Genomic DNA, 21,105 nt, shown 5'->3' on the forward strand with positions numbered 1-21,105 from the left:
GAAAAAAAATACGGCTAATACCTTGTATTAGCCGTAGTTAGCGCAGTAAAAGATTTTAGTCATACTTTGTATGGCATCACCGAGTTTCAAGAGGTCAATATGTCTCGTAACATTATGCTCATTCCAGTGGGTACCGGCGTTGGTTTAACTTCCATCAGCCTAGGTATGGTTCGTGCACTTGAACGCCATGGCGTTAAAGTTCGCTTTTTCAAGCCTATCGCCCAACAGCGTCCAAACGACAATGGTCCAGAGCGCTCTACGACTATTCTGAGCAAGTCTCCAACTGTTAATCCACTCGAGCCATTCGAGATGGAACATGCAGAAAAGCTAATTCGTGCAGACCAAACTGACGTGTTGATGGAGCAGATCATTGCTCGTGCAACAGAATGTGCTGATGATACAGAAACCTTGATCGTTGAAGGTTTGGTACAAACTCGTAATCACCCTTTCTCTAGCGATGTTAACCACGCAATCGCTAAAGCACTTGATGCAGACATCATTTTTGTTGCAACACCTGGCAACGAAAGCGCTACAGCATTAATGAACCGCCTAGAGATTTCTCATAACTCTTGGGGTGGATCTGAAAACAAGCGTCTAATTGGTGCTATCGTCAATAAAATTGGCGCACCAGTTGATGACGAAGGTCGCGCGCGCCCTGACCTATCAGAAGTATTTGATCATGACGAAATGCCGCGTCCAGACGCAGCAAGTATGTTCCAACTTCCAGGTAAGAGCCCACTACGTATTTTAGGTAGCGTGCCTTACAACCTAGATCTTGTTGCCCCACGTGCATCAGATCTTGCTAAGCACTTAAGCGCTAAAATCATCAACGCTGGTGAGATGAACACTCGCCGTATGCGTAAAGTGACTTTCTGTGCACGTAGCATCCCGAATATGGTTACCCATATTAAAACTGACTCACTACTTGTGACTTCAGGCGACCGCTCAGACGTTATCGTATCTGCATGTCTTGCATCTATGAATGGCGTAAAAGTTGGCGCACTACTACTCACAGGCGGTTATGAGCCAGAGCCACAGATCATGGAGCTTTGTGAACAAGCTTTTGAAACTGGCCTACCAGTATTCTTAATCGATACTAACACTTGGCAAACAGCCCTAAACATCCAGCGTTTCGATCACGAAGTGCCTGTAGATGACGCGGTACGTATTGAACAAGTTCAAGAATACGTTGCAAGCCACATCGACCAAAACTGGGTTGAGAGTATCACTAAGAACTCTCCACGTGAGCACCGTTTATCACCACCAGCATTCCGTTACAAGCTAACCGAACTTGCTCGTGCAGCGCGTAAGACTGTTGTGCTACCAGAAGGTGATGAGCCTAGAACAATCGAAGCTGCAGCTATTTGTGCTGAACGTGGTATCGCTCGTTGTGTTCTTTTAGGTAACCGCGAAGAGATCGAACGTATTGCTAGCCAGCAAGGTGTTGTATTAGGTGACGGCGTAGAAATCGTTGATCCTGAAACATCACGTAGCCGTTATGTTGAAGCTATGGTTGAACTACGTCGTGGCAAAGGCCTAACTGAAGTTGTTGCTAAAGAGCAATTAGAAGACAACATGGTACTGGGTACTATGATGCTTGCTCAAGGCGAAGTAGACGGTATTGTTTCTGGTGCGGTTAACACCACAGCTAACACAATTCGTCCACCACTACAGTTGATCAAAACTGCGCCAGGTTCAAACCTAGTATCTTCAATCTTCTTCATGCTTATGCCTGATCAAGTATACATCTACGGTGACTGTGCGATTAACCCAGATCCAACCGCTGAGCAGTTAGCTGATATCGCGATTCAATCTGCAGAATCTGCAATTGCATTCGGTATTGAGCCACGCGTTGCAATGATCAGTTACTCTACCGGTAGTTCAGGTACAGGTTCTGATGTTGATAAAGTACGTGAAGCGACTCGTATTGCTCAAGAAAGACGTCCAGATCTAATGATCGACGGTCCACTACAGTACGATGCGGCAGTTATGCCAAACGTTGCACGTTCTAAAGCGCCTAACAGCCCTGTTGCTGGTCAAGCGACTGTATTCGTATTCCCAGATCTAAACACGGGTAATACAACATACAAAGCGGTACAACGTAGTGCTGACTTGATCTCTATTGGCCCAATGCTGCAAGGCATGCGTAAGCCAGTGAACGATCTTTCACGCGGCGCGCTAGTAGACGATATCGTTTACACTATCGCTCTAACAGCGATTCAAGCGGCACAAAACGAACAAGCTTAATTAGCTGTTTGTTTTAGCACTTGAATAAAAAAGCCTGCATCTGCAGGCTTTTTTGTTTTAGATACTTTTAATTAAACGAAATGAAGCGATTACTTACCGCCAACCAATACATCATGCTCATTTTGATGACAACTCACACATGAGTATGGATCTGACATTGTCTTACTTAGACCACTGCCAAATTCGCCAAATGGATGAACCTGCTTGTTTGTCAGCGCATCACCATGGCCAACAAGATCAATATGACAGCGTACGCACATTGCTTTTTCTAAATGGCCATCACGAGCACCGTTAGCACCATGACACTCAGCGCATTTAGCTGGTTCAAGTAATCCAGGCTCGTCTAGCTGCTTAGTACACTCAAAATCCATATCTGCAGTAGTATGACACTGAGCACAGTCAGCGACCTTCCAACCAAAATGGCTCGCATCAAGTGGCCACTCAGCGGTTTTCACATTATGTCGAGTATTCTTATATGGGTCGTTCAAGTCATAGGCCATGAACTTTTGCCACTCGCCATACGAATCATAGAACGACGCATAACGCCACTTAATCAACTCAGGGCTACCAAGTACCACTTTATCCGGCATTATGTGTGGTGAGTCGAAGTAGAAATGCGAGTTATTCACTTCACCCCAATCAAATAACCAACCATGATTACCTGAAGCATATAGTCCATCGAGTGATTCAAAAGCAAAACTTTCTGGGTTAGATTCCGTTGCCAAAATCGGCCAGAAATTCATCGTTCCACTGTGCTTGCCGTTATGATCTTCATGATCGTTAAGTGATAACAACACGTCTGCCATGGTGATCACGCCATCATAATAAATATCTGGACGAATATTATGAGCCTTCACCTTAAGGTTCTTAATTGTGTAGTCATAACGTTTGTCATTACACTTACCGCCTGTGATACCACAGCTGCTGAAATTGCCCTCTTCATCAACCTTGCCCATATGAGACATAGGCTTACCATTTGCATCAATCATGGCTAAGCTTTCATCAGGCGAGAAACAGTAGTTTGATGGGTTACCAGCGCAGTCTGTTCCAGTGATATACCACTGTTTAAAATCTACATTAGGATCATTACGCCACTTGGTCTGGACATTGATGAGTGGAATAATCACTTGCCCGCCGTTAGCCTCTAAACGAGCCACTTCCGTTTTTTGTGCGGTAATATGTTGCTCAAGATCATCGACTGGATGAATACCAATGTTGATCTTGTCATCAGATCTCGTTTCATCCATGCGAATTTGGCCAAAATATTCTAAATTCTGTAAACCACCATGATCACCATCATCCCCAGACCAATACCAATAACTATGATTCCAGTTATTTTCACCATTAACGACCAAGTCATGAGTTTGGCGTGCAGGGTTCCATGTAAAAGAAAACTCTAAATCACAATCCTTTGTTCCCTTCCATTGATGACAAACCCGCTCAGACAACTCATCAGCAGCATAAGCTGCAACATCAAATGTAGAAAAATTGCCTTTTTTCCATACTTTCTTATGCTGGTTAATGATTGCCTCACCACCATAATTACGGTCAAGCCAATCAATCACCTCTGCACCTGTGATTTGAATAGGTAAATCTGTCGGTGTTGGCTTAGGTATCCCCCAATAAAGGTGGAATGTTGCCTTTTCTAAATTACTATTTTGAACTTTACCAAAAACATGAGGATGCGGATGGTCTTGAGACGCATCCGGGGGCGTTACCGCTCCACTATTGTCTGAATCACTATCTGAATCGCTGCCACAGCCTACGACTAAAGAGCCAAACATCACACTTAATAGTGATGCTAAGCCAAGTTTTCTAAATTTCATCATTCATCTCCAACGTTTTAATATAACGCTTATTGTTGTTTCTCATTCAGAGAACAAGACGCATAATAAGCAACTATTAATTCTGGATATTTAGGAGATCTCATAGAGCTTCAATAAGCATCTATTCTTGTGATTAACAACATAAAATCACAGATGGCGTGACAAACTAGGATAAATTCCAACCAAGTAAAAAAACTATGACATATCACAGTGACAAACATAAAGAAAACAACAATACTTTATTTACACATTACAAATACTGCTTACTATAATAATTTTAATAAAACTCAACCCAAGCTCTGGCGTTGGATTGATAAATCTTATTCACTCTCATTCCCACCTAAATTTTAAATAACTTTAAGCCTTACAGACTTTGCGATTAATGATGTGACATTACTGCAATCAAACGTCAACTTTAACTTGTCAATATGATAATCAACTCCTCGTTCAGACATAAATAACATTTCAGATACTTGAGTTCGCGTATAGCCTTCTGCGATTAATGATAAAACGCTGCGACCTTTCTTTGTCACAACTCCTAGCTCTTGATATGGAAAAACTTGCTCCGAACATAGATCAATTGCTTCAAGGTGAAACTCTTTTAAGCGCCTTTCAATTTGCGACTGGAACCGTAAATACCATTCTTTATTTTCTAATTCAGTGCGGTCAGAAAGCAATATAAACCAACCTCTTACTGAATTATTAGAATACAAAGGGAAACATATTGACAACTTACTTCTGTAGCCAAACACTTGCATCATCTGCAATATTTTTGGCTGAGGCAAGTGACCCGTTTCATATGGCCATAAATAAGAGTGTAACTTTTTAGACTGCAAAAAATATGGATCTTCCTTCACATATTTACGCCAATATTCATCACAATACTGTTTAACTATTTGGTCAGAGTGAACAACAACATTAAGCTTCTTATAGCCACCTTGAACACCACGTTTACTCTCAGTACAAAATGTTCCCGGCTCTAAGTCAACAAAGTATATTGCTGCAAGAAAGCCTAACTCATTTGCTAAATCATTTAGTTCCAAACAAGGTTTAAAGATGCATTTATCTTGTTTTTTATTATCCATCAAAACCATTCACCACATAGAATCAAACCTTACATGTTAATATCGCATATAAAGAGTAAAGACAAAGTAGTGATATAATTATGTGAGGTAAGACTCAAAGATATTAAAACTGATAAACCAGACTGCATGAGAAAATATAATAATAAAAAACACATCTGTTAAACTATATTTAAAATACCTGAATATGAAAATATTCTTTATAAGTTAGCTTTAATGTAATACCGTTCTGTTTAAGCAGTTGCTTTACTCAAAGCATTTTTTGGCAAACTAATTCAAGGAGAATAACTGAAAGAATGCTTGTTCCCTTGTGTGGTTATTCAACGCAGAAGATAGCAGCCAAAAACGCTCCAGAATGACGACCAAATCTTTATACTGATTGGTATGAGTAGCCAGAGAGGATCGCTAGATCTTTACCGAGCATCATACTGAAACAAAATGGGGATAAATTATGGAAGAAACACTATCACGGATAAATGAGTCAAAAAATAACCAGCCAATTTACTTCTTATATTTTATAGGCTTACAGAAGTTGAAAATAGTCATCAACATACTTGTCCACAGATTCTGTGGATAACATAATTTAGTTATTCATACAGATATGCCTTAGATCCTTCTCTAGGTCAAGCTTTTCGTCCGATCAAAATGAAAATCTTGCGTTAATGCACAGGAATCGTAATACTGCACAAAATTCATTATCTTCGATATTATGATTAAATCTGTATTTTTTGCAGCAGCCCTCTTAAGCCTAGCCGCTTGTAGCCCCTCAGAGCAACATAGCGATGATCCTAAGAATTCTGATACAGCAACCCTTCGCACGCCAGAATTAACCTCTCTAGGCTTTTTAAATGCAATTTATGTTGATAGAGATGTCGAAAAAGCCAAACTCTATGTCGATGATTCACTCAAAGAGATCTTAGGCCACTATTATATAGCCGCATCGGTACAACGTTATGTACTCAATCTATCGATGACTGATGTTGAACTTGAAGTAGATGAGGTTGATATCGATTTCTTTCGAAAGTTTACCGATGACGTGACCGTCATTGTCAAAATCAAAGGAAGTCGCGGTGGTCAGGATTGGATAGATGATCGAACCCTACGATTACACAAGCAGAATGGAAATTGGATAATAGTAGAGATCATGCCTGAAAAGCGGCAGGTAAATGGTTAGTAGTTTAAAGTAACGATAAGCTTTAACAGCTTCAATCTATAGCTGCTGACCACTTTTAATGATAAATCGCGATAAATGACAGTGGCTATTGAAGGCTATATCATGCCAGATAACAAAAAATAGCAACCTAGTGGTTGCTATTTTGGTTTTAAAACCAGTATCGACTGCTGGCTTTAAGCGATTTTCCTTAATCTAAAAACGCTTCTTCATCCATTTCAACTGGTAGAGACTCTAACATCTCATCTTGTAGTTGGTAATATGCGCCTTCATATTCCTGAATTTCCATAACGACTCCGGATCTTTGATTAAGGTGTAGGGTACAAAGGCATGCCATCAATAGTGTGACATTTTGCCTTTTTTAAAAACATGCCAATTATGCATTGTCTTTAACGGCGATTATAACAGCTTTGCTTATCGACTTACAAAAAACTTTCACAAATCGATGCAAAAAAAGGCTTAAGCTCACACAAAAGCATTAAAAACGTCCACCAATCGTCACCAAAAGTGAAAGACTTTCAGTTTTTAATTCAAAAAAGTGATTAACAGGGATTTTTTAACGACGAAATAATATACCTATAAGATACGATGATTTTGCTTAATGCCTCTCGTTTTCCCCTCAACTCGCCTCTACTCTCCCTCTAAAATCAAAAGTCATCTCTAAAATGAACTCATCAAGCAATGCATAAAAGTAGAGCAATATAATTATAATTTAATAGTTAAACCAAATAGTTAAGCCATAAAAAAGGCCAAACATCATGTTTGGCCTCAAAACCTCAGCTTAATTGACTAGCACTGCTTTCTATACCGCAGCACCTTAAGGGCTTTGTTAGGATCCACGTCTGCAAACACAGCAGGGTTTTCTAGTTGCTCACAAAACACTAGGCTTGGGCTGTATTCGTTAACCTGATCCATTAAGAATTCGATACTCAGCTCTGGTGCATTTAAACAAAGCAGCATATCGCCGTCATCACTTAATAGCTCTGGAAGCCTTTTTAACAAGCGAGCATAGTCCTTAGTCGCAACAAAGCTGCCCTTTTGGTTGCTTGGCGGATCGGCAATAATCAAATCGTAAGGGCCTAACTTTGTTAGCTTACCCCACGATTTAAAGATGTCATGGCCAAGAAAACGTGCACCGGCTTTGAAATCGTTGAGTATAAGGTTTTGCTTGCCAATAGACAGCGCACCTTTACTCATATCAATATTCACAACTTCATCTGCTTTACCTTGCAAGGCTGCGACCGAAAAACCACAAGTATAGGCAAATAGGTTCAGTACTTTCTTCTGCGCACTGTGTTGACGTACCCATTGACGACCGTTTGCCATATCTAGGAACAAGCCGTGGTTTTGACCGCGCAACAGATGCACCTGAAAACAAGCACCGTTTTCAGTTACGATATGCTTTTCTGGAACTCCACCTTTAAGGATTTCAGTGTGAGTTTCACCGCCACGACGATATTGAAACACAAGATTGAGTGGCTCATCGCCTCTAAGCTCAAGCCAACGTTGTTCAATAGCCGTACACAAGGTATCTAGCTCATCACTTTCTAATACTTTAAAACTGGTTAACAGTAAAACAGGCGAAAACCAATCGAGACAAAGATGCTCACAACCCTGAAAGCGCCCTCCTCGACCATGAAATAATCGCCCTACGTCTTCTGATAACTGAACTTGCTTTACTGCTTCAATAAATAACTGCATCAAACTCACTTTTCACTATTTTTCACGAATTTCTGTCTTGATGTGGATGCTCTAATTCAGAGTTTTCTAGCTGCATATTCTCCACAGGAGCATTAGCGATAACTTTCGCTACTTGTAACTGTTCTTCAGATACATCGTCTCCAAGCAATACAGCTAACCAACGACCGCCAGAGCTAGATTCTAAGGCTATTTTAACGATCATAGTCAATGGCACCGATAACAACATGCCTACAGAGCCCAATAACCAGCCCCAGAAGATTAATGATAAAAATACCACTAAGGTAGACAGGCCTAAACCTTTACCCATATAGCGAGGTTCAACCGCATTGCCCATCACCATATTTGTACCTAAGTACAACAGGGCAACTCCACCAGCAGCACCTGGGCCTAATTGGATAAACGCCAACAGTACCGACGGAATTGCCGCAATAATAGAACCAATATTAGGAATATAGTTAAACAAGAATGCGATAACGCCCCATAACAAGGCATAATCGACACCGATAAAGTAGAGACCGACACCAATAATAAGGCCAGTGGCTAAGCTGACTAACGTCTTAATCACCATATATTGATTAACAGAATTTAAGAACCGGTCAACCTGCTTTAAGCGCATATCAGGATCGTCTAACGCTAAGTGCATCTTGGTCGAAAAGCCATTCGATTCAAATAGGATAAAGACTACGGTCAAAATAATTAAGAATAAGTTCGCCATCACGCTACCCACGCCAGACAACATGTTAGTTGTCATTGACAAGGCTACGCCAGGATCAAAATAAGCCAAGATCTGCTCTTTTGAAATTTGAATATTAAACGCCGCTAGCTTCTCAACCACCCAGGAAAACTGCTCAATTAACTGATCGCGATACAGAGGTAGCTGCTTTGAAAACTCGTTTATCGAGGTTCCCACCACCGAGGCTAGCCATAGCCCCATCAACACGATGAAGACCATCAGCAACAGCACGGCCAAACCACGGGGCGCACGGTGACGCGTCATCCAACTGATCATCGGATTACAGATCACCGCAATAAACACTGACAGTACAAAAGGTACAACTATCGGGCTAGCGGCTTTAATTCCCGCTAAAATAACAACGATGAACGCTGAAATAGCGAAGCCTTTAAAGGCTACGCCTTGACTTTCAAATCGTCTCATTACAATAAAATCCTTCTTGATTCACTATAATATTGATAGGGTTATATAAACTGCTTCTACATACACTGCAATAGGGACATCGTTTTATATGAAACCAGAAATCGCCGTGATCCGTATAAAAAACCTTAGGCTACGCACCTATATTGGGATCAAAGAAGACGAAATACAAAATAAGCAAGATGTCACCATAAATACTGTTATTCATTACTGCGCAGATAAGGCCAGAAACAGTGACAATATGGATGATGCCTTGAATTATCGCACGATTACGAAAAAGATCATTGCTTTAGTTGAAAACAACCGCTTTTCTTTACTTGAGAACCTGACTGGCCAAGTATTGGAGATAGCCAGTGAACACCCTTGGGTTGATTTTGCCAAAGTCGAAATTGACAAGCCACACGCGCTGCGGTTCGCAGATTCTGTATCTTTGGAGCTTTGTTACCAAAAACAGTAGATCTAACCTAGGCACTGTAGCGTATTGATAATCAGCTAATTAATTTTAAAGTCTGAGATTTTACTATGAAAATATTAATGACCGGCGCCAGTGGTTTTATCGGTACGCAATTAGTCAGCGCCTTAGCAGCAAAACATCAATTAACCATTCTCAGCCGTGATCCGCTGCATGCGTCCATCAAACTGGGCGCTAGGCATCACTATCTGAGCTCATTAGATGAACTCAACAACTTAGATAACTTCGATGCGGTTATTAATTTGGCTGGAGAGCCCATAGCTGCAAAACGTTGGACCGGAAAGCAAAGACTTGCTATCTGCGAAAGCCGTTGGTCGATCACCGAGCAACTTTCTTTACTGTTTCTAAAAAGTAACACACCACCTCCTACCCTTATTAGCGCCTCTGCGGTAGGTTATTACGGTAATCAACTGCAAAATACAGTCGATGAAAGCTATCAGCCTAGTCGTGCAAACAAGAGCGAGTTTACGCATCAAGTTTGTCACCGCTGGGAAGATGGAGCATTAAAAGCAAAGAGCGAACATACTCGTGTTTGTATCATTCGTATTGGACTGGTACTTGGCACACATGGCGGAGCCTTAGCTAAGATGCTTCCGGCATTTAAATTGGGGCTCGGCGGCCCCATTGCCGATGGCGACCAGGGCATGAGCTGGATCCATCAATCCGATCTCGTTAACCTTTTCATCCACTTACTCAATCACCCCAGTTGTGAAGGGGTTTATAACGCTTGTGCCCCCAACCCAATTAGCAATAGTCTGTTTACTCAGGCTCTAGGGCATGCGTTAAACCGCCCCGCTTTTATTCCCGTGCCTGCATTTGCCCTAAAGCTTATTCTCGGTGAGCTGTCGAGTCTATTAATCGAGGGGCAATATGTCTTGCCTAAGCGTACTTTAGCATCAGGATTCGAGTTCCAATATCCAGAACTTGAGGCTGCATTCAAACAGCTTCTTGGCTAAATGCCTATCCCCCCTTAATACCCCAAAAAAAGGGATAGCTTAGCTATCCCTTTAAATATAATAAATATTAATGCGATTTCAGTAACTCACCACAAGACTTATTAAGCAATTGCCTACAGCGCCAAATACCTAAAGTAGCAACAACCAAACCGCCACATAACGGGGCGATTCCCCACCACGGCCAATGCATATACACGTTAAGTTCAAACACCTGAGTTTTGAGCAAGTATAAAGTGAACTCAGCCACAACCACAGCCAAAATCCCCGCTATAGTGCCTAACAATGCAAACTCTAGCCCTGTTGCAGCACGCAGCAGCCAACCTGAGGCCCCAAAGGTTCTGAGCACTGCAAGCTCTCTTTGTCTTGTCGCCATCCCCGCTTCTGTTTGCGCTATCATCACGAGCGCACTTGCAAGCAACACTAACACCAACACCAAAGACAGCGATAGTGAGACCTGATCGATTATTTGCCTGAGCTGGCTCACCATAGCCCCAACATCAATAATCGATACCGTTGGGAACTGTTTAATTAAATCTAAAATCAATCCACGCTGCGAGTCATCTAAGTGAAAACTCGACATAGAGGTGTAAGCAAACGGCGCTAATGCTTCTTGAGTAAAGATCATAAAGAAGTTTGGCTGCAGCGTTTCCCAGTGAACAGCACGAATGCTGGCAACATTAACCGTAAGCGATTGGTTATCTATGGTGTAAGTTAAGCTGTCACCAATCGATAACTCTAAACGTTCGGCCACGCCAGACTCTACCGAAACATCAAACTTACCTTGATTGAAAGTCCCCTCTAAGATCTCGTTATTGGGCGGCATGCTGTCACGATAAGTTAGATTTAACTCGCGAGAGATCCCGACTCGCCCCTCGATGCCCTCTTGTTTTTGATCTCTTGAAATCAGTACTTGGTTATTAATTGCCGTTAAACGGCCTCTAATTACCGGATAAATAACCGGTGCAGTCTTTAAATGAGGCGCTAAAAAGTCACTAATAGTTAGCGTTTCTTCTGGTGCAATGTTGACTAAAAAGTAGTTGGGTGAATTTTCAGGAAGCTGCTTTTGCCACTCCAGTAACAAATCTTGTCTTAACGCCAAAATCGTCAGCAGCAATACTAACGCACTGCTAAAGCCCACCAGCTGCACCGCATTTTGCTTAGCTCGGCGTCTCAGCCCCGCTAACGCCAATTGCAAAGGATTGGTGGTTTTCATGCCGACGCTATGACCGAGACGGATCATAAAGAAGCCGAGCACACTCAATAATACGCCCAGTAATAAAACAGCGGCTACAACAGTTAAAGTCAATGCGAGGCTTTGTGAGTACAAATAACCAAGCAATGCCATCGCGCTCAGGCTCAAAATGAGGTGCAACCACATGCCCAGCTGCAATCCCTCAAGCTGACGTTGTAACACTCGTAACGGAGGTATAGCTAACAAGCGCATTAATGGATAGGCCGAGAACATAAACGCACTAATAAAGCCTGTGCCTAAGCCCAGCATAATAGGTCGCATAATCGGTGGCGAATATGCGGCAATTTCTGCAGGTAAAAACGCGGTAATACCTAAATCTAAAGCAAAACCACCGATTAAGCCTAGTACCACGCCTACCGCAGTAACGAGCAGTAGATGCGTGCCAAACAACACTCTTATCTGCTTCGCCGAAGCACCAAAGGTTTTCAGCATGGCCACTACGTCATAGTGACGCTGACAATAACGCTGAGCCGCGATACCAATTGCGGCGCAGGCCAGTGCAATGCCAAGCAAACTGGCTAACAATAAGAAGCGCTCTGCACGCTTTACCGCCTCTGCAATTGGCGAGTCTCCAGATTGCACATCAACCCAGCGCTGGCTTGTATTAAGCAGTGGTTTAGCTTGCGCCTCAAATGCCGTTAGCTGCTGGCTATCACCGGTAAACTGGTATCGATAAGTGACACGACTGCCGGGTTGAATTACCTGAGTTTTCTCCACATCTTCGATGCGCATCAACACTACGGGAGATGATGCAAACGGATTAAAACCAGCATCGGGTAGGCGAATAATCTCCTGAGATAAAGCAAAGTTGGCATTACCCAGTTCAATCTTTTCAGGGTAGCCTAATAATCCTCCTAGGCGAGTCTCGAACCAGATGGTATTGGCCTTGGGTAAGCCCTGTGCTTTGCCGTCACTAAGCTCAATATCGCCTTTAAGCGGATAGCCTTGCTCGACCGCTCTAACTGTGACTAACTGAAACTCATCGCCAGCGTACACCATAGAGTTAAACTGCATACTGCCAACACGCGACAATCCAAGCGTATCGGCCACAGCTAACACTTGCGGATCTATCTTCTCTGGCGAGTCGATGATTCGGTCGGCAGCGATAAACTTTGATGCCTGACCATTTATTGCCAGCTGCAAGCGCTCACTTACACTCGCAAGGCCTGTTACCGATAATACCGCCAAGGTAATAGCTAGAATGATCAATAACAGCTGACCTTGAGATAACTCCCTTTTAAACAGTCGCCAAGCTAAACTTAACTCCATGCGCGAGCCTCTTCTGTTACCTCTTCTTCGGTGTTTGCACTTGTCGCATCGAGTTTTTCGCTCAAACACCCTGAGTCCATAATGAATTGACGCTGGCAGCGACTAGCTAACTCCATATCATGGGTGACCAGCACCAAAGTCGTATCACTTTCACGATTAAGTTCAAACAGCATGTCGGCAATCTTATCGCTATTGGCCGAGTCTAAATTCCCTGTCGGCTCATCGGCAAACAACACTTTAGGCTCGCAAATAAAGGCTCTAGCAATGGCGACCCTTTGCTGCTCTCCGCCTGACAACTGGTTAGGAAAATGGCTGAGTCGGTGGTTTAACCCCACCCGCTCTAGCATAGCTTGAGCCTTTTCTTTTGCCTTAGCTACACCTGCAAGTTCAGCAGGCAACATCACATTCTCAAGTGCATTAAGCGTATCGACTAACATAAAAGACTGAAAGATAAAGCTGACCTTTTGTTTACGCAGCGCAGCCTTCGACTCTTCGTTTAATTGTTCTAACGCAACACCATCGAGCTTTATCGAACCGCTCGATGGCGAGTCAAGTGCAGCAAGTAGTCCAAGCAAGGTCGATTTACCTGAACCGGAAGGCCCAAGGATCGCCACACTCTCTCCCTGCTTGACATCCATATTAATGCCGTTGAGGATAGTCAGTTCTCCCTCTTGAGTAACAACTGATTTAACTAGGTGGCTTACGGTTATGGCGCTATTTTCAGACATAGAATCCTTCTTCAACTTCAAAAACCGACTCGGCGGTTTGGTTTTATTATTGGTTTTCAGCAGTTTTGGGCTGAGTGCTGCCCCTATATTAATCCTAGGTGATAGCCTAAGTGCAAGTTATGGCATGCCAGAAGATCAAGGTTGGGTACAATTATTACGTGAAAAGATGCCTGAGCAGATCATTATTAATGGCTCGGTGAGCGGTGAAACTTCGGCTGGCGGGTTACGTAGACTGCCCGCACTGCTTGATTCGGCGCAGCCTGAGCTATTATTAGTCGAACTTGGAGGCAACGACGGTTTACGTGGTTTCCCGCCAAAACAATTGAAAAACAATCTTACAAAAATTATCCAGCTTGCCAAGGCTCAAAAAGTAAAAGTCTTACTTAGCGAAATCATGGTGCCCCCAAATTACGGCCCAAGATACGCATCGCAAATTAGTAGCGTTTATAAAGAGCTCGCGGCAGAGCATGATGTCACCCTTATGCCATTTTTCATGGAGCAAATCGTCACAGATCCATCTTTAATGCAAAGAGATGGCATCCACCCTAATCAAAAAGCGCAACCGGCAATTGCCGAGTTTATGTTGCCATGGTTTGAGCAGGCTTTATAATCGTCCCCTAAATCATTGTACACTTGTTTAATACTTGACCTCTGAAGAGCAAGTTTCTACCTTAATCAAGCTGATAGGCTCAATAATAAAATCAGCCAATGAAATCGCTTCTTCGGGGAGAGCTAAATGGAATACCACATGCGCTATACTCTTATCGCTGCGAGCTGTCTCGCGGCTGTTTATTCTGGCTCTGCACTCTCAGCAGAAGACATCACGACTACACCAGTCACTCCACAGCAATCAGTAACACCTGCAGATCTTTACCCACCAGTAGATGTAAAATACGATTGGCTACAACTGACTTCACTTGAGCTATTAAAGGGCGAAATTAAAAACCTTTATGACGATAAGCTAGAGTTTGAAAGTGATGAACTCGATACTGTCTATATCGACTGGGAAGACGTAAAAGTACTGCAAAGTAGCCGTTTAGTCAGCATTGGTTTCACCGACCTTACGACCAAAACAGGCCGTCTATTAGTAGAAAATGGTAAATCGTATATCAATGGCGAAGAGTTCGATAACTCCCAGATCATGACGATAATTGCCGGCGACCAATCAGAAGCCAATTACTGGTCGAGTAAAATCACCTTAGGTGCCAACTTTCGCAGTGGTAATACTGATCAAATAGATTACAGCGCACTGGCTAAAACCATTCGTCGAACCACTGAGTCGCGCTTTAACTTAGATTATATCGGTAACTACTCTAAGACTGATGGCGAAAACCGCATCAATAATCACCGTATCAACACTAACTTTGACTGGTTTATCTCCAAACAGTTCTACTTAAGACCTGTGTTTGCCGAGGTCTATAAGGATCCTTTCTCGAACATCGCCTATCGAGCTACACTCGGTTCGGGTCTCGGTTATAACATCATAGATAACTCAAAAACAGAATGGAGTATCAGTGGCGGTCCGGCATACACCTATACGCGTTTTGACGAAGTTGCTGAAGGCGAAAAAACTGATGACGGTAGTGCAGCAATGGTGATAGAAACCGTTTATGACACCGAAATCACCAGCGATATCGATTTCAACACCCTATACCGTATTCAGTATGGTAATGACAAATCCGGTGGCTATACTCACCATGCAATTGCAACACTAGAGATAGAGTTAACCAGCATGTTTGACTTAGACCTTTCTGTCGTTTGGGATCGCATCAATAATCCACAGCCAGACTCTAGCGGCTTTATGCCTAAGCAAGACGATTATCAGTTCATTGTTGGTTTTGGTATCGATCTTTAATTTTGTGGCTTTAGCTCAAATTTAGTCACTGATAAATAAGCTAAACTTTAATCATCGAACAAGATCCCTATCACTAACCATGATAGGGATTTTTTATGTCTACTATACCAGTCACTAGACGGTAAATAGTTCAGACGATTTTTTAATTCAGTGCAATTCCATACAAGCGTTTGAATGTGACCCTGTTCACATTATTTTTCAATACTTAAGCCATTCAGCTTCGTTTAATCCTCTCCAAAAAACCAATTGATAACACAATGTTAATTATTTGTTGTCCACATTTCACATTGCTTATCTTGTACGCCAGTGCAATCTAGTAGTCGCATAATAAAAATAAATTTGGAGACGCTATGCTCAACAAGAAACCTTCATGGCTTATGCCTTCCTTGATAGCCACCGCTGTAGCAATAAGCCTAGGAGCTTGTTCGTCAGACGATGACGACACCAATGTAGTCGAAGAGGACACAGTCGTTGTCACGCCGACACCTGAACCCACCCCCGCCTTCCCTGATGGTGCCATCATGATTGAAGCGGGTGAAAACTTAACCATACGTATTCAAGAAGCCTTGATTAATGCACAAAGTGACGATGTTATTGTACTGCCAAAAGGTAACTTTGAAATTGCATCGACACTGCTATTTGATGGCGATGTTGACGGCGACGGCAGTTACGCAAAAAACGTAACGATCATGGGTTATGGCATGGAAGAGACAGTTCTAGACTTCTCTAACGCTAACTCGGGCGACGGTATTTTTGTTCAGAACGCTCTTAATATTATTATTCAAGACCTGTCGGTCAATGAAGCGAAAAACAACGGTATTAAGCTTAAAAATACCAATGGTATTATTCTTCGCCGTGTAGCCACTGTTTGGGAAGGTGAGCTAGATGAAGGCAACGGTGCATACGGACTCTATCCAGTTGAATGTGAAAACATTCTTATCGAAGATACTTATGTACGTGGTAGTGCCGATGCAGGTATTTACGTAGGTCAATCCGAATATATTGTCGTACGCCGTAATATTGCTAAAGAGAACGTTGCCGGTATTGAGATTGAAAACTCAAAGTATGCCGATGTCTATGACAACGAAGCCATGGGCAACACAGGTGGTATTTTAGTATTCGATTTACCTATTGGTAACCACAGATACGGCTCGAGCGTACGTATCTTCAATAACAAGATCTATGATAACAACACTAAAAACTTTGCTAACGCATCAGCTAACCCCGCTGGTGTACATATCGTTCCACCAGGAACGGGAATGATTATTCTTTCTACTGACGATGTTGAGATCTTCAACAACGAAATCACCGATCACGACACTATGGGCGTGACTATCTCAAGTTTCTTCATCGCCGAACCAGACATCTCGGCCTTTGTTGCCAACTATGGTCAACCCGGCCAACCTATCGAAGATGGCTGGCGACCCACGCCACGCAATATCTATATTCACGATAATGTGATTGAAGGATATGGCAAAAAGCCTAATGGCTACCTGATTGACGACATCATTAAAGGCTACTTGTTTACTCACGGTCAATTCCCTGGAGTGCTGTACGATGGCTTAGGTGAGTTACTGTCGAATAACGGCACGGCGGCATATTTAGGCTTGCAGGAACTTCCATTTGCAGCCGATGGCAGTGATAACATCTGTGCCAGCAATAACGGTGATGTGTCATTTGGTCGCCTGTATGCAAATGACAACACCGATATGGCCAACCCCGAGTTTCTATTAGAGAAGACTCAAAAAGATATCATGGATTGCCAGCAGGTTAGCCTGCCAGTACACACAGTAACCTTTGGAGATCAAATCTTCGGTTGCGGCGTCGATGATGAAACCGAAGGCTGTGATGGTGGCAACCAAGTCGGCGGTGGTGGCAGCATAGGTGAAAACGAAGGTGGTCTAGAAGGTGATGGCGACTTAAGCCTTTGTAAGGCTGAAGGATCTAATGCTTCTTGGGACGCGCTACTTAAAGCCAATTGCCCTAACCTATCTGACTACAATCTATTTGCCGACATGAAGAACCCTGCTGATGCACCAAACTCAGGTGGTATGCCTTACGATATGAATACACAGCTATTTACCGATTACTCAAGTAAATACCGTTATGTATTTCTACCAGAAGGACAGAAGGCAAATTACTCAGAAAACGAGTCGTTTGAGTTCCCTGTCGGTAGCGTTATCGTTAAGTCTTTCGCCCTCCCTGCTGACACCAGCAAACGTGGCATTGCGAACGAGGAACTAGTTGAAACCCGTTTATTGATCAAGCGTGAAACTGGTTGGACTGCATTACCATATGTGTGGAATGCTGAAAAATCTGATGCTGTTTTAGCTAAGGCCGGTGCGATTCAAGGCAAGAGCGTTATGCACAATGGTACAGACATGGACTTTGACTATGTCGTGCCAAGCATGAACCAGTGTAAACAGTGCCATCAGTTAAAACCTGATGCTGATAGCCCAGCTAAGTTCGCACCAATCGGCACTAAGGCTCGTAATCTAAACAAAGATTACACCTATAGTGATGGCACTATGAACCAGCTGCTTAAGTGGCAAGCTGCAGGCATATTGCAAGGCCTACCAGAGCTCGCAAACGTTGATGCAGTTCCAGCCTTTAACGATGGTGATGAAGCTAATATCGCTATGATGTCGGATGCAGATCTGATGAAAACAGCTAAGGGATACTTAGATATTAACTGTGCTCACTGTCACCGCCCTGAAGGTAACGCTTCAAACACAGGCTTAAAGCTTGAGTATTGGAGAGCCTACGATGAAGATGCGGGTCTATCTCACGGTACTTGTAAGTCACCTGTCGCTTACGGCGGCGGTTCACTCGGTTTTGATATCGTACCGGGTAAGCCTGAGGAGTCGATTCTGCACTTTAGAATGGAGTCGAATGATCCAGGTGACAGAATGCCAGAGATCGGACGTAGCTTATCTCATGCAGAAGGTGTAGCCCTTATCAACGAGTGGATTAAGCGTCTACCTCAAGCAAGCTGTTCAAACTAGCAGCAAAAGCTAGTAGAAAAACTCAGAGTCATTAGGGCTCTTATCGATAAAAAAGCCGGGCACTCCCGGCCTTTTTTCTAACACCAAACCAAAATAACTGTAGGTGCTGTATGCGTAAATTAATTCTACTTACCCTACTTATGCCGTTAATCGGTTGTGGTGGCTCTGATGACGTGACTCTAGAGCCAGAAACACCTATCGTTACTCCTGATCCCACTCCTGACCCAGCACCGAGCTCAGCCTGTGAAACAAGTACAAGCGAAGTTAACTGGGACGCGCTTATGAATGAAGACTGTGAGTCATTGTCCCAGTATGCGCTGTTTGTCGACCCAAGCATTCCAACTGACTCACCTATTGCCCCCGGCCTTTCGTATCAGTTATCAACCCAACTCTTTTCTAATTACGCCAGTAAACACAGATTTATCTTTGTACCTGAAGGTAAAACCCTTGGCTATGACGCCACAGGTACTTTCGATATGCCAGTGGGTACGGTATTAGTTAAAACCTTTTCTCTACCTTTTGATACTCAGGTAACGGGTGCAGGCAATGAAGTATTAATTGAAACACGACTGTTAATCCACAGAGAGGCTGGCTGGACAACTTTGCCTTACATCTGGCAAGACGGCGAGGCATTATTGCAAGTGGCAGGTAAAGATATCCCTCATACACTTAACCACAAAGGCGAAAGCCAAAGTTTTGATTACCATGTCCCCAGTCGAGCTGAATGTAAGCTATGCCACCAAACGGGTGGAGATACCAGCAGTAGTATTGAGTCCATTGGCCTAAAGGCTCACCTACTCAATAGACCCATCACCTACCAAGCCAGTGAAATTAATCAGCTAACCTTATGGCAGCAACTCGGTCTACTCTCAGGCTTACCAGAGCTTGAACAAGTTGGCAAAGCCTATGATATTTTCGATGAGTCTGCGCCATTAACGACTAGGGCAAAGGGTTATTTAGATATTAATTGTGCCCACTGTCATAACCCGCAAGGATTTGCCAGCATTTCAGGCTTAAGGCTGGGGTTTTACGTCGACCATACCAGCTTTGAATATGGTATTTGTAAGCAACCCCCAGGCTGGGATGGCGGCGCAAAGGGCCTGTCCTATGACATTATTCCTGCTGATGGAGAGCACTCTATTCTGGTCTACAGACAAGAGCTCAATGAACCTAAAGATAGAATGCCGCCAATCGGCCGTAGCATAGCCCACACCGACGCCGTCGCACTCATAGAGCAATGGATTGACGAAATGGCACCAGAGCTTGGTAATTGTCAGCAATAAAGTAATGACTGCGCCCTTTAATTCGTTAGAGGGCGATTAAGTCGATGAAAATGTCCAGGTGGATGACCAATCCAATGCTTAAAACTCTGCCTAAAATGGCTAACATCGCCAAAACCCATCAGATCTGAAATTTCATCAATTGAATAGTCGCTGGTTAAAATCAAATCAATCGCCATCTGACAACGTACTTGATCCACTAACTTTTGGTAACTGGTATTAGCTGCTGCCAACTTACGCCTTAGGGTTCTCGCGCTAATATTTTGTAATTCCGCCATCTCTTCCATGTTTGGTAATAATGGAGCTTGCTGCCGTAGAATGGCCAATAGCTCTGCAATATAAGATCGTGAATTCTCAATACAACCTTCGGCTTGCTCACCATCAAACTGAAAAGTAACGGGTAAAGCTAGGTAGCGGTGCTCAATCGACCATTCAAAAAACTCCGCATCGAATACAAGTTCAGCCCCCGATTGCAGCGTTAAAAAATTCGCTTCGCGATAAGGCTCAGCAAGGGCGATATGTGAAACGCTTATTACTTCCCCTGTCAGTTCTTTAGCAAAGGCTAACAGTGAACAAACACTATGCTGAAATTGGCTACTGTAGCGCTCAGTATCAACGCGATTGGTGTTTAACCACCTGACGTGTAAGTAGCCATCGCTATTTCTCAGTAGCGTGTCGGAAAAACTCCCCACCAATTCAGGGTGAGAAATGGCAAACTGTAAACATTCACCTAACGTCTTAAATTGAGCTAAGTAAGGTAACAAGGGTTCGAGATCATTAACTCTATACACCGACGCGGCCTTGGCTGCCACTTCAGGATCTTGAGTTAATTGACGAATATAGCTCATGGCATAATCGACCTGCCACACATACACATATTGGCTCAGCATGAGCTCTGCTTCGCCTATACCAATATCGGTATAAAGCTGCTCAACAAGCTCATGGGTAAAATGCGACTTAAGGTAACCCATGAGATTTTTCAATTCATAGGCTGGATAGGATTGGTCGCCGACTCTCATATGCGGTTTATAGCTACAGGCTTGTTGCATTACACTCGATAACTGTTGATAGGTAACAATATTTTTAGCGGATCTAAATAAGAATTAAT

15 protein-coding genes are annotated in these 21,105 nt (G+C 43.1%); 8 read left to right on the plus strand and 7 right to left on the minus strand.

Annotated elements, in window-relative coordinates; translation table 11 throughout:
- The first annotated feature begins 99 nt into the window (after positions 1–99).
- Positions 100–2,247: a phosphate acetyltransferase gene (gene pta / locus K5Q73_RS19060; RefSeq protein WP_220759579.1), complete on the plus strand. Its 2,148-nt coding sequence runs from the start codon at positions 100–102 to the stop codon at positions 2,245–2,247.
- Positions 2,248–2,336: 89 nt separating this feature from the next.
- Here pta and K5Q73_RS19065 read toward each other — a convergent pair whose 3' ends face one another.
- A complete protein-coding gene (locus tag K5Q73_RS19065) occupies positions 2,337–4,076 on the minus strand; it encodes a cytochrome c3 family protein (RefSeq protein ID WP_220759576.1) in 1,740 nt (579 codons plus the stop codon).
- A gap of 344 nt (positions 4,077–4,420) precedes the next feature.
- Positions 4,421–5,158, minus strand: coding sequence for a LuxR C-terminal-related transcriptional regulator (locus K5Q73_RS19070; protein ID WP_220759574.1), 738 nt, complete (start codon positions 5,156–5,158; stop codon positions 4,421–4,423).
- A 709-nt stretch (positions 5,159–5,867) separates the two neighbouring features.
- Here K5Q73_RS19070 and K5Q73_RS19075 point away from each other — a divergent pair.
- Positions 5,868–6,329 (plus strand): hypothetical protein, encoded by a 462-nt coding sequence (locus tag K5Q73_RS19075; RefSeq protein ID WP_374706887.1) that lies wholly within the window; start codon positions 5,868–5,870, stop codon positions 6,327–6,329.
- Positions 6,330–7,115: 786 nt separating this feature from the next.
- On the opposite strand, the gene K5Q73_RS19080 is transcribed toward K5Q73_RS19075, so the two are convergent.
- Both K5Q73_RS19080 and K5Q73_RS19085 read right to left on the minus strand, forming a co-directional pair.
- Positions 7,116–8,027, minus strand: coding sequence for a class I SAM-dependent methyltransferase (locus K5Q73_RS19080; protein WP_220759570.1), 912 nt, complete (start codon positions 8,025–8,027; stop codon positions 7,116–7,118).
- 22 nt (positions 8,028–8,049) lie between these two features.
- On the minus strand, positions 8,050–9,183 hold the full coding sequence (locus K5Q73_RS19085) for an AI-2E family transporter (RefSeq protein ID WP_220759568.1): 1,134 nt from the start codon (positions 9,181–9,183) through the stop codon (positions 8,050–8,052).
- Between the two features lie 88 nt (positions 9,184–9,271).
- Between K5Q73_RS19085 and folX the strand changes: the two genes are divergently transcribed.
- On the plus strand, positions 9,272–9,637 hold the full coding sequence (gene folX / locus K5Q73_RS19090; protein WP_220759566.1) for a dihydroneopterin triphosphate 2'-epimerase: 366 nt from the start codon (positions 9,272–9,274) through the stop codon (positions 9,635–9,637).
- Between the two features lie 65 nt (positions 9,638–9,702).
- Complete coding sequence (locus tag K5Q73_RS19095) at positions 9,703–10,608, plus strand: TIGR01777 family oxidoreductase (protein WP_220759564.1); 906 nt, start codon at positions 9,703–9,705, stop codon at positions 10,606–10,608.
- A gap of 67 nt (positions 10,609–10,675) precedes the next feature.
- Here the strand turns inward: K5Q73_RS19095 and K5Q73_RS19100 are convergent, their stop codons facing one another.
- A complete protein-coding gene (locus K5Q73_RS19100) occupies positions 10,676–13,129 on the minus strand; it encodes an ABC transporter permease (RefSeq protein WP_220759562.1) in 2,454 nt (817 codons plus the stop codon).
- On the minus strand, positions 13,120–13,857 hold the full coding sequence (locus tag K5Q73_RS19105) for an ABC transporter ATP-binding protein (protein WP_220759560.1): 738 nt from the start codon (positions 13,855–13,857) through the stop codon (positions 13,120–13,122). The genes K5Q73_RS19100 and K5Q73_RS19105 overlap by 10 nt, the downstream gene beginning before the upstream one ends.
- On the opposite strand from K5Q73_RS19105, the gene K5Q73_RS19110 reads away from it, so the two are divergent.
- The 4 genes from K5Q73_RS19110 to K5Q73_RS19125 all read left to right on the plus strand — a co-directional run bounded on the left by K5Q73_RS19110 (position 13,838) and on the right by K5Q73_RS19125 (position 20,000).
- Positions 13,838–14,467: an arylesterase gene (locus tag K5Q73_RS19110; RefSeq protein ID WP_259650710.1), complete on the plus strand. Its 630-nt coding sequence runs from the start codon at positions 13,838–13,840 to the stop codon at positions 14,465–14,467. The genes K5Q73_RS19105 and K5Q73_RS19110 overlap by 20 nt on opposite strands.
- Positions 14,468–14,593: 126 nt before the next feature.
- Entirely contained in the window at positions 14,594–15,712 is a 1,119-nt protein-coding gene (locus K5Q73_RS19115) for a DUF481 domain-containing protein (RefSeq protein WP_220759558.1), read from the plus strand.
- A gap of 350 nt (positions 15,713–16,062) precedes the next feature.
- Entirely contained in the window at positions 16,063–18,717 is a 2,655-nt protein-coding gene (locus K5Q73_RS19120; RefSeq protein ID WP_220759556.1) for a parallel beta-helix domain-containing protein, read from the plus strand.
- A gap of 110 nt (positions 18,718–18,827) precedes the next feature.
- On the plus strand, positions 18,828–20,000 hold the full coding sequence (locus tag K5Q73_RS19125) for an SO2930 family diheme c-type cytochrome (RefSeq protein ID WP_220759554.1): 1,173 nt from the start codon (positions 18,828–18,830) through the stop codon (positions 19,998–20,000).
- 17 nt (positions 20,001–20,017) lie between these two features.
- On the opposite strand, the gene K5Q73_RS19130 is transcribed toward K5Q73_RS19125, so the two are convergent.
- Positions 20,018–21,046, minus strand: coding sequence for an AraC family transcriptional regulator (locus K5Q73_RS19130; RefSeq protein ID WP_220759552.1), 1,029 nt, complete (start codon positions 21,044–21,046; stop codon positions 20,018–20,020).
- Positions 21,047–21,105 lie beyond the last annotated feature (59 nt).

Source organism: Shewanella sp. MBTL60-112-B2, from assembly GCF_019655055.1.
Taxonomy (GTDB): domain Bacteria; phylum Pseudomonadota; class Gammaproteobacteria; order Enterobacterales; family Shewanellaceae; genus Shewanella.

Bases quoted from the DNA above. Each gene is read 5' to 3' on its own strand.
- pta (WP_220759579.1), top strand. From the start codon at position 100: ATGTCTCGTAACATTATGCTCATTCCAGTGGGTACCGGCGTTGGTTTA.
- K5Q73_RS19065 (WP_220759576.1), bottom strand. From the start codon at position 4,076: ATGATGAAATTTAGAAAACTTGGCTTAGCATCACTATTAAGTGTGATG.
- K5Q73_RS19070 (WP_220759574.1), bottom strand. From the start codon at position 5,158: ATGGATAATAAAAAACAAGATAAATGCATCTTTAAACCTTGTTTGGAA.
- K5Q73_RS19080 (WP_220759570.1), bottom strand. From the start codon at position 8,027: ATGCAGTTATTTATTGAAGCAGTAAAGCAAGTTCAGTTATCAGAAGAC.
- K5Q73_RS19085 (WP_220759568.1), bottom strand. From the start codon at position 9,183: ATGAGACGATTTGAAAGTCAAGGCGTAGCCTTTAAAGGCTTCGCTATT.
- folX (WP_220759566.1), top strand. From the start codon at position 9,272: ATGAAACCAGAAATCGCCGTGATCCGTATAAAAAACCTTAGGCTACGC.
- K5Q73_RS19095 (WP_220759564.1), top strand. From the start codon at position 9,703: ATGAAAATATTAATGACCGGCGCCAGTGGTTTTATCGGTACGCAATTA.
- K5Q73_RS19100 (WP_220759562.1), bottom strand. From the start codon at position 13,129: ATGGAGTTAAGTTTAGCTTGGCGACTGTTTAAAAGGGAGTTATCTCAA.
- K5Q73_RS19110 (WP_259650710.1), top strand. From the start codon at position 13,838: ATGGCGCTATTTTCAGACATAGAATCCTTCTTCAACTTCAAAAACCGA.
- K5Q73_RS19105 (WP_220759560.1), bottom strand. From the start codon at position 13,857: ATGTCTGAAAATAGCGCCATAACCGTAAGCCACCTAGTTAAATCAGTT.
- K5Q73_RS19115 (WP_220759558.1), top strand. From the start codon at position 14,594: ATGGAATACCACATGCGCTATACTCTTATCGCTGCGAGCTGTCTCGCG.
- K5Q73_RS19120 (WP_220759556.1), top strand. From the start codon at position 16,063: ATGCTCAACAAGAAACCTTCATGGCTTATGCCTTCCTTGATAGCCACC.
- K5Q73_RS19125 (WP_220759554.1), top strand. From the start codon at position 18,828: ATGCGTAAATTAATTCTACTTACCCTACTTATGCCGTTAATCGGTTGT.
- K5Q73_RS19130 (WP_220759552.1), bottom strand. From the start codon at position 21,046: ATGCAACAAGCCTGTAGCTATAAACCGCATATGAGAGTCGGCGACCAA.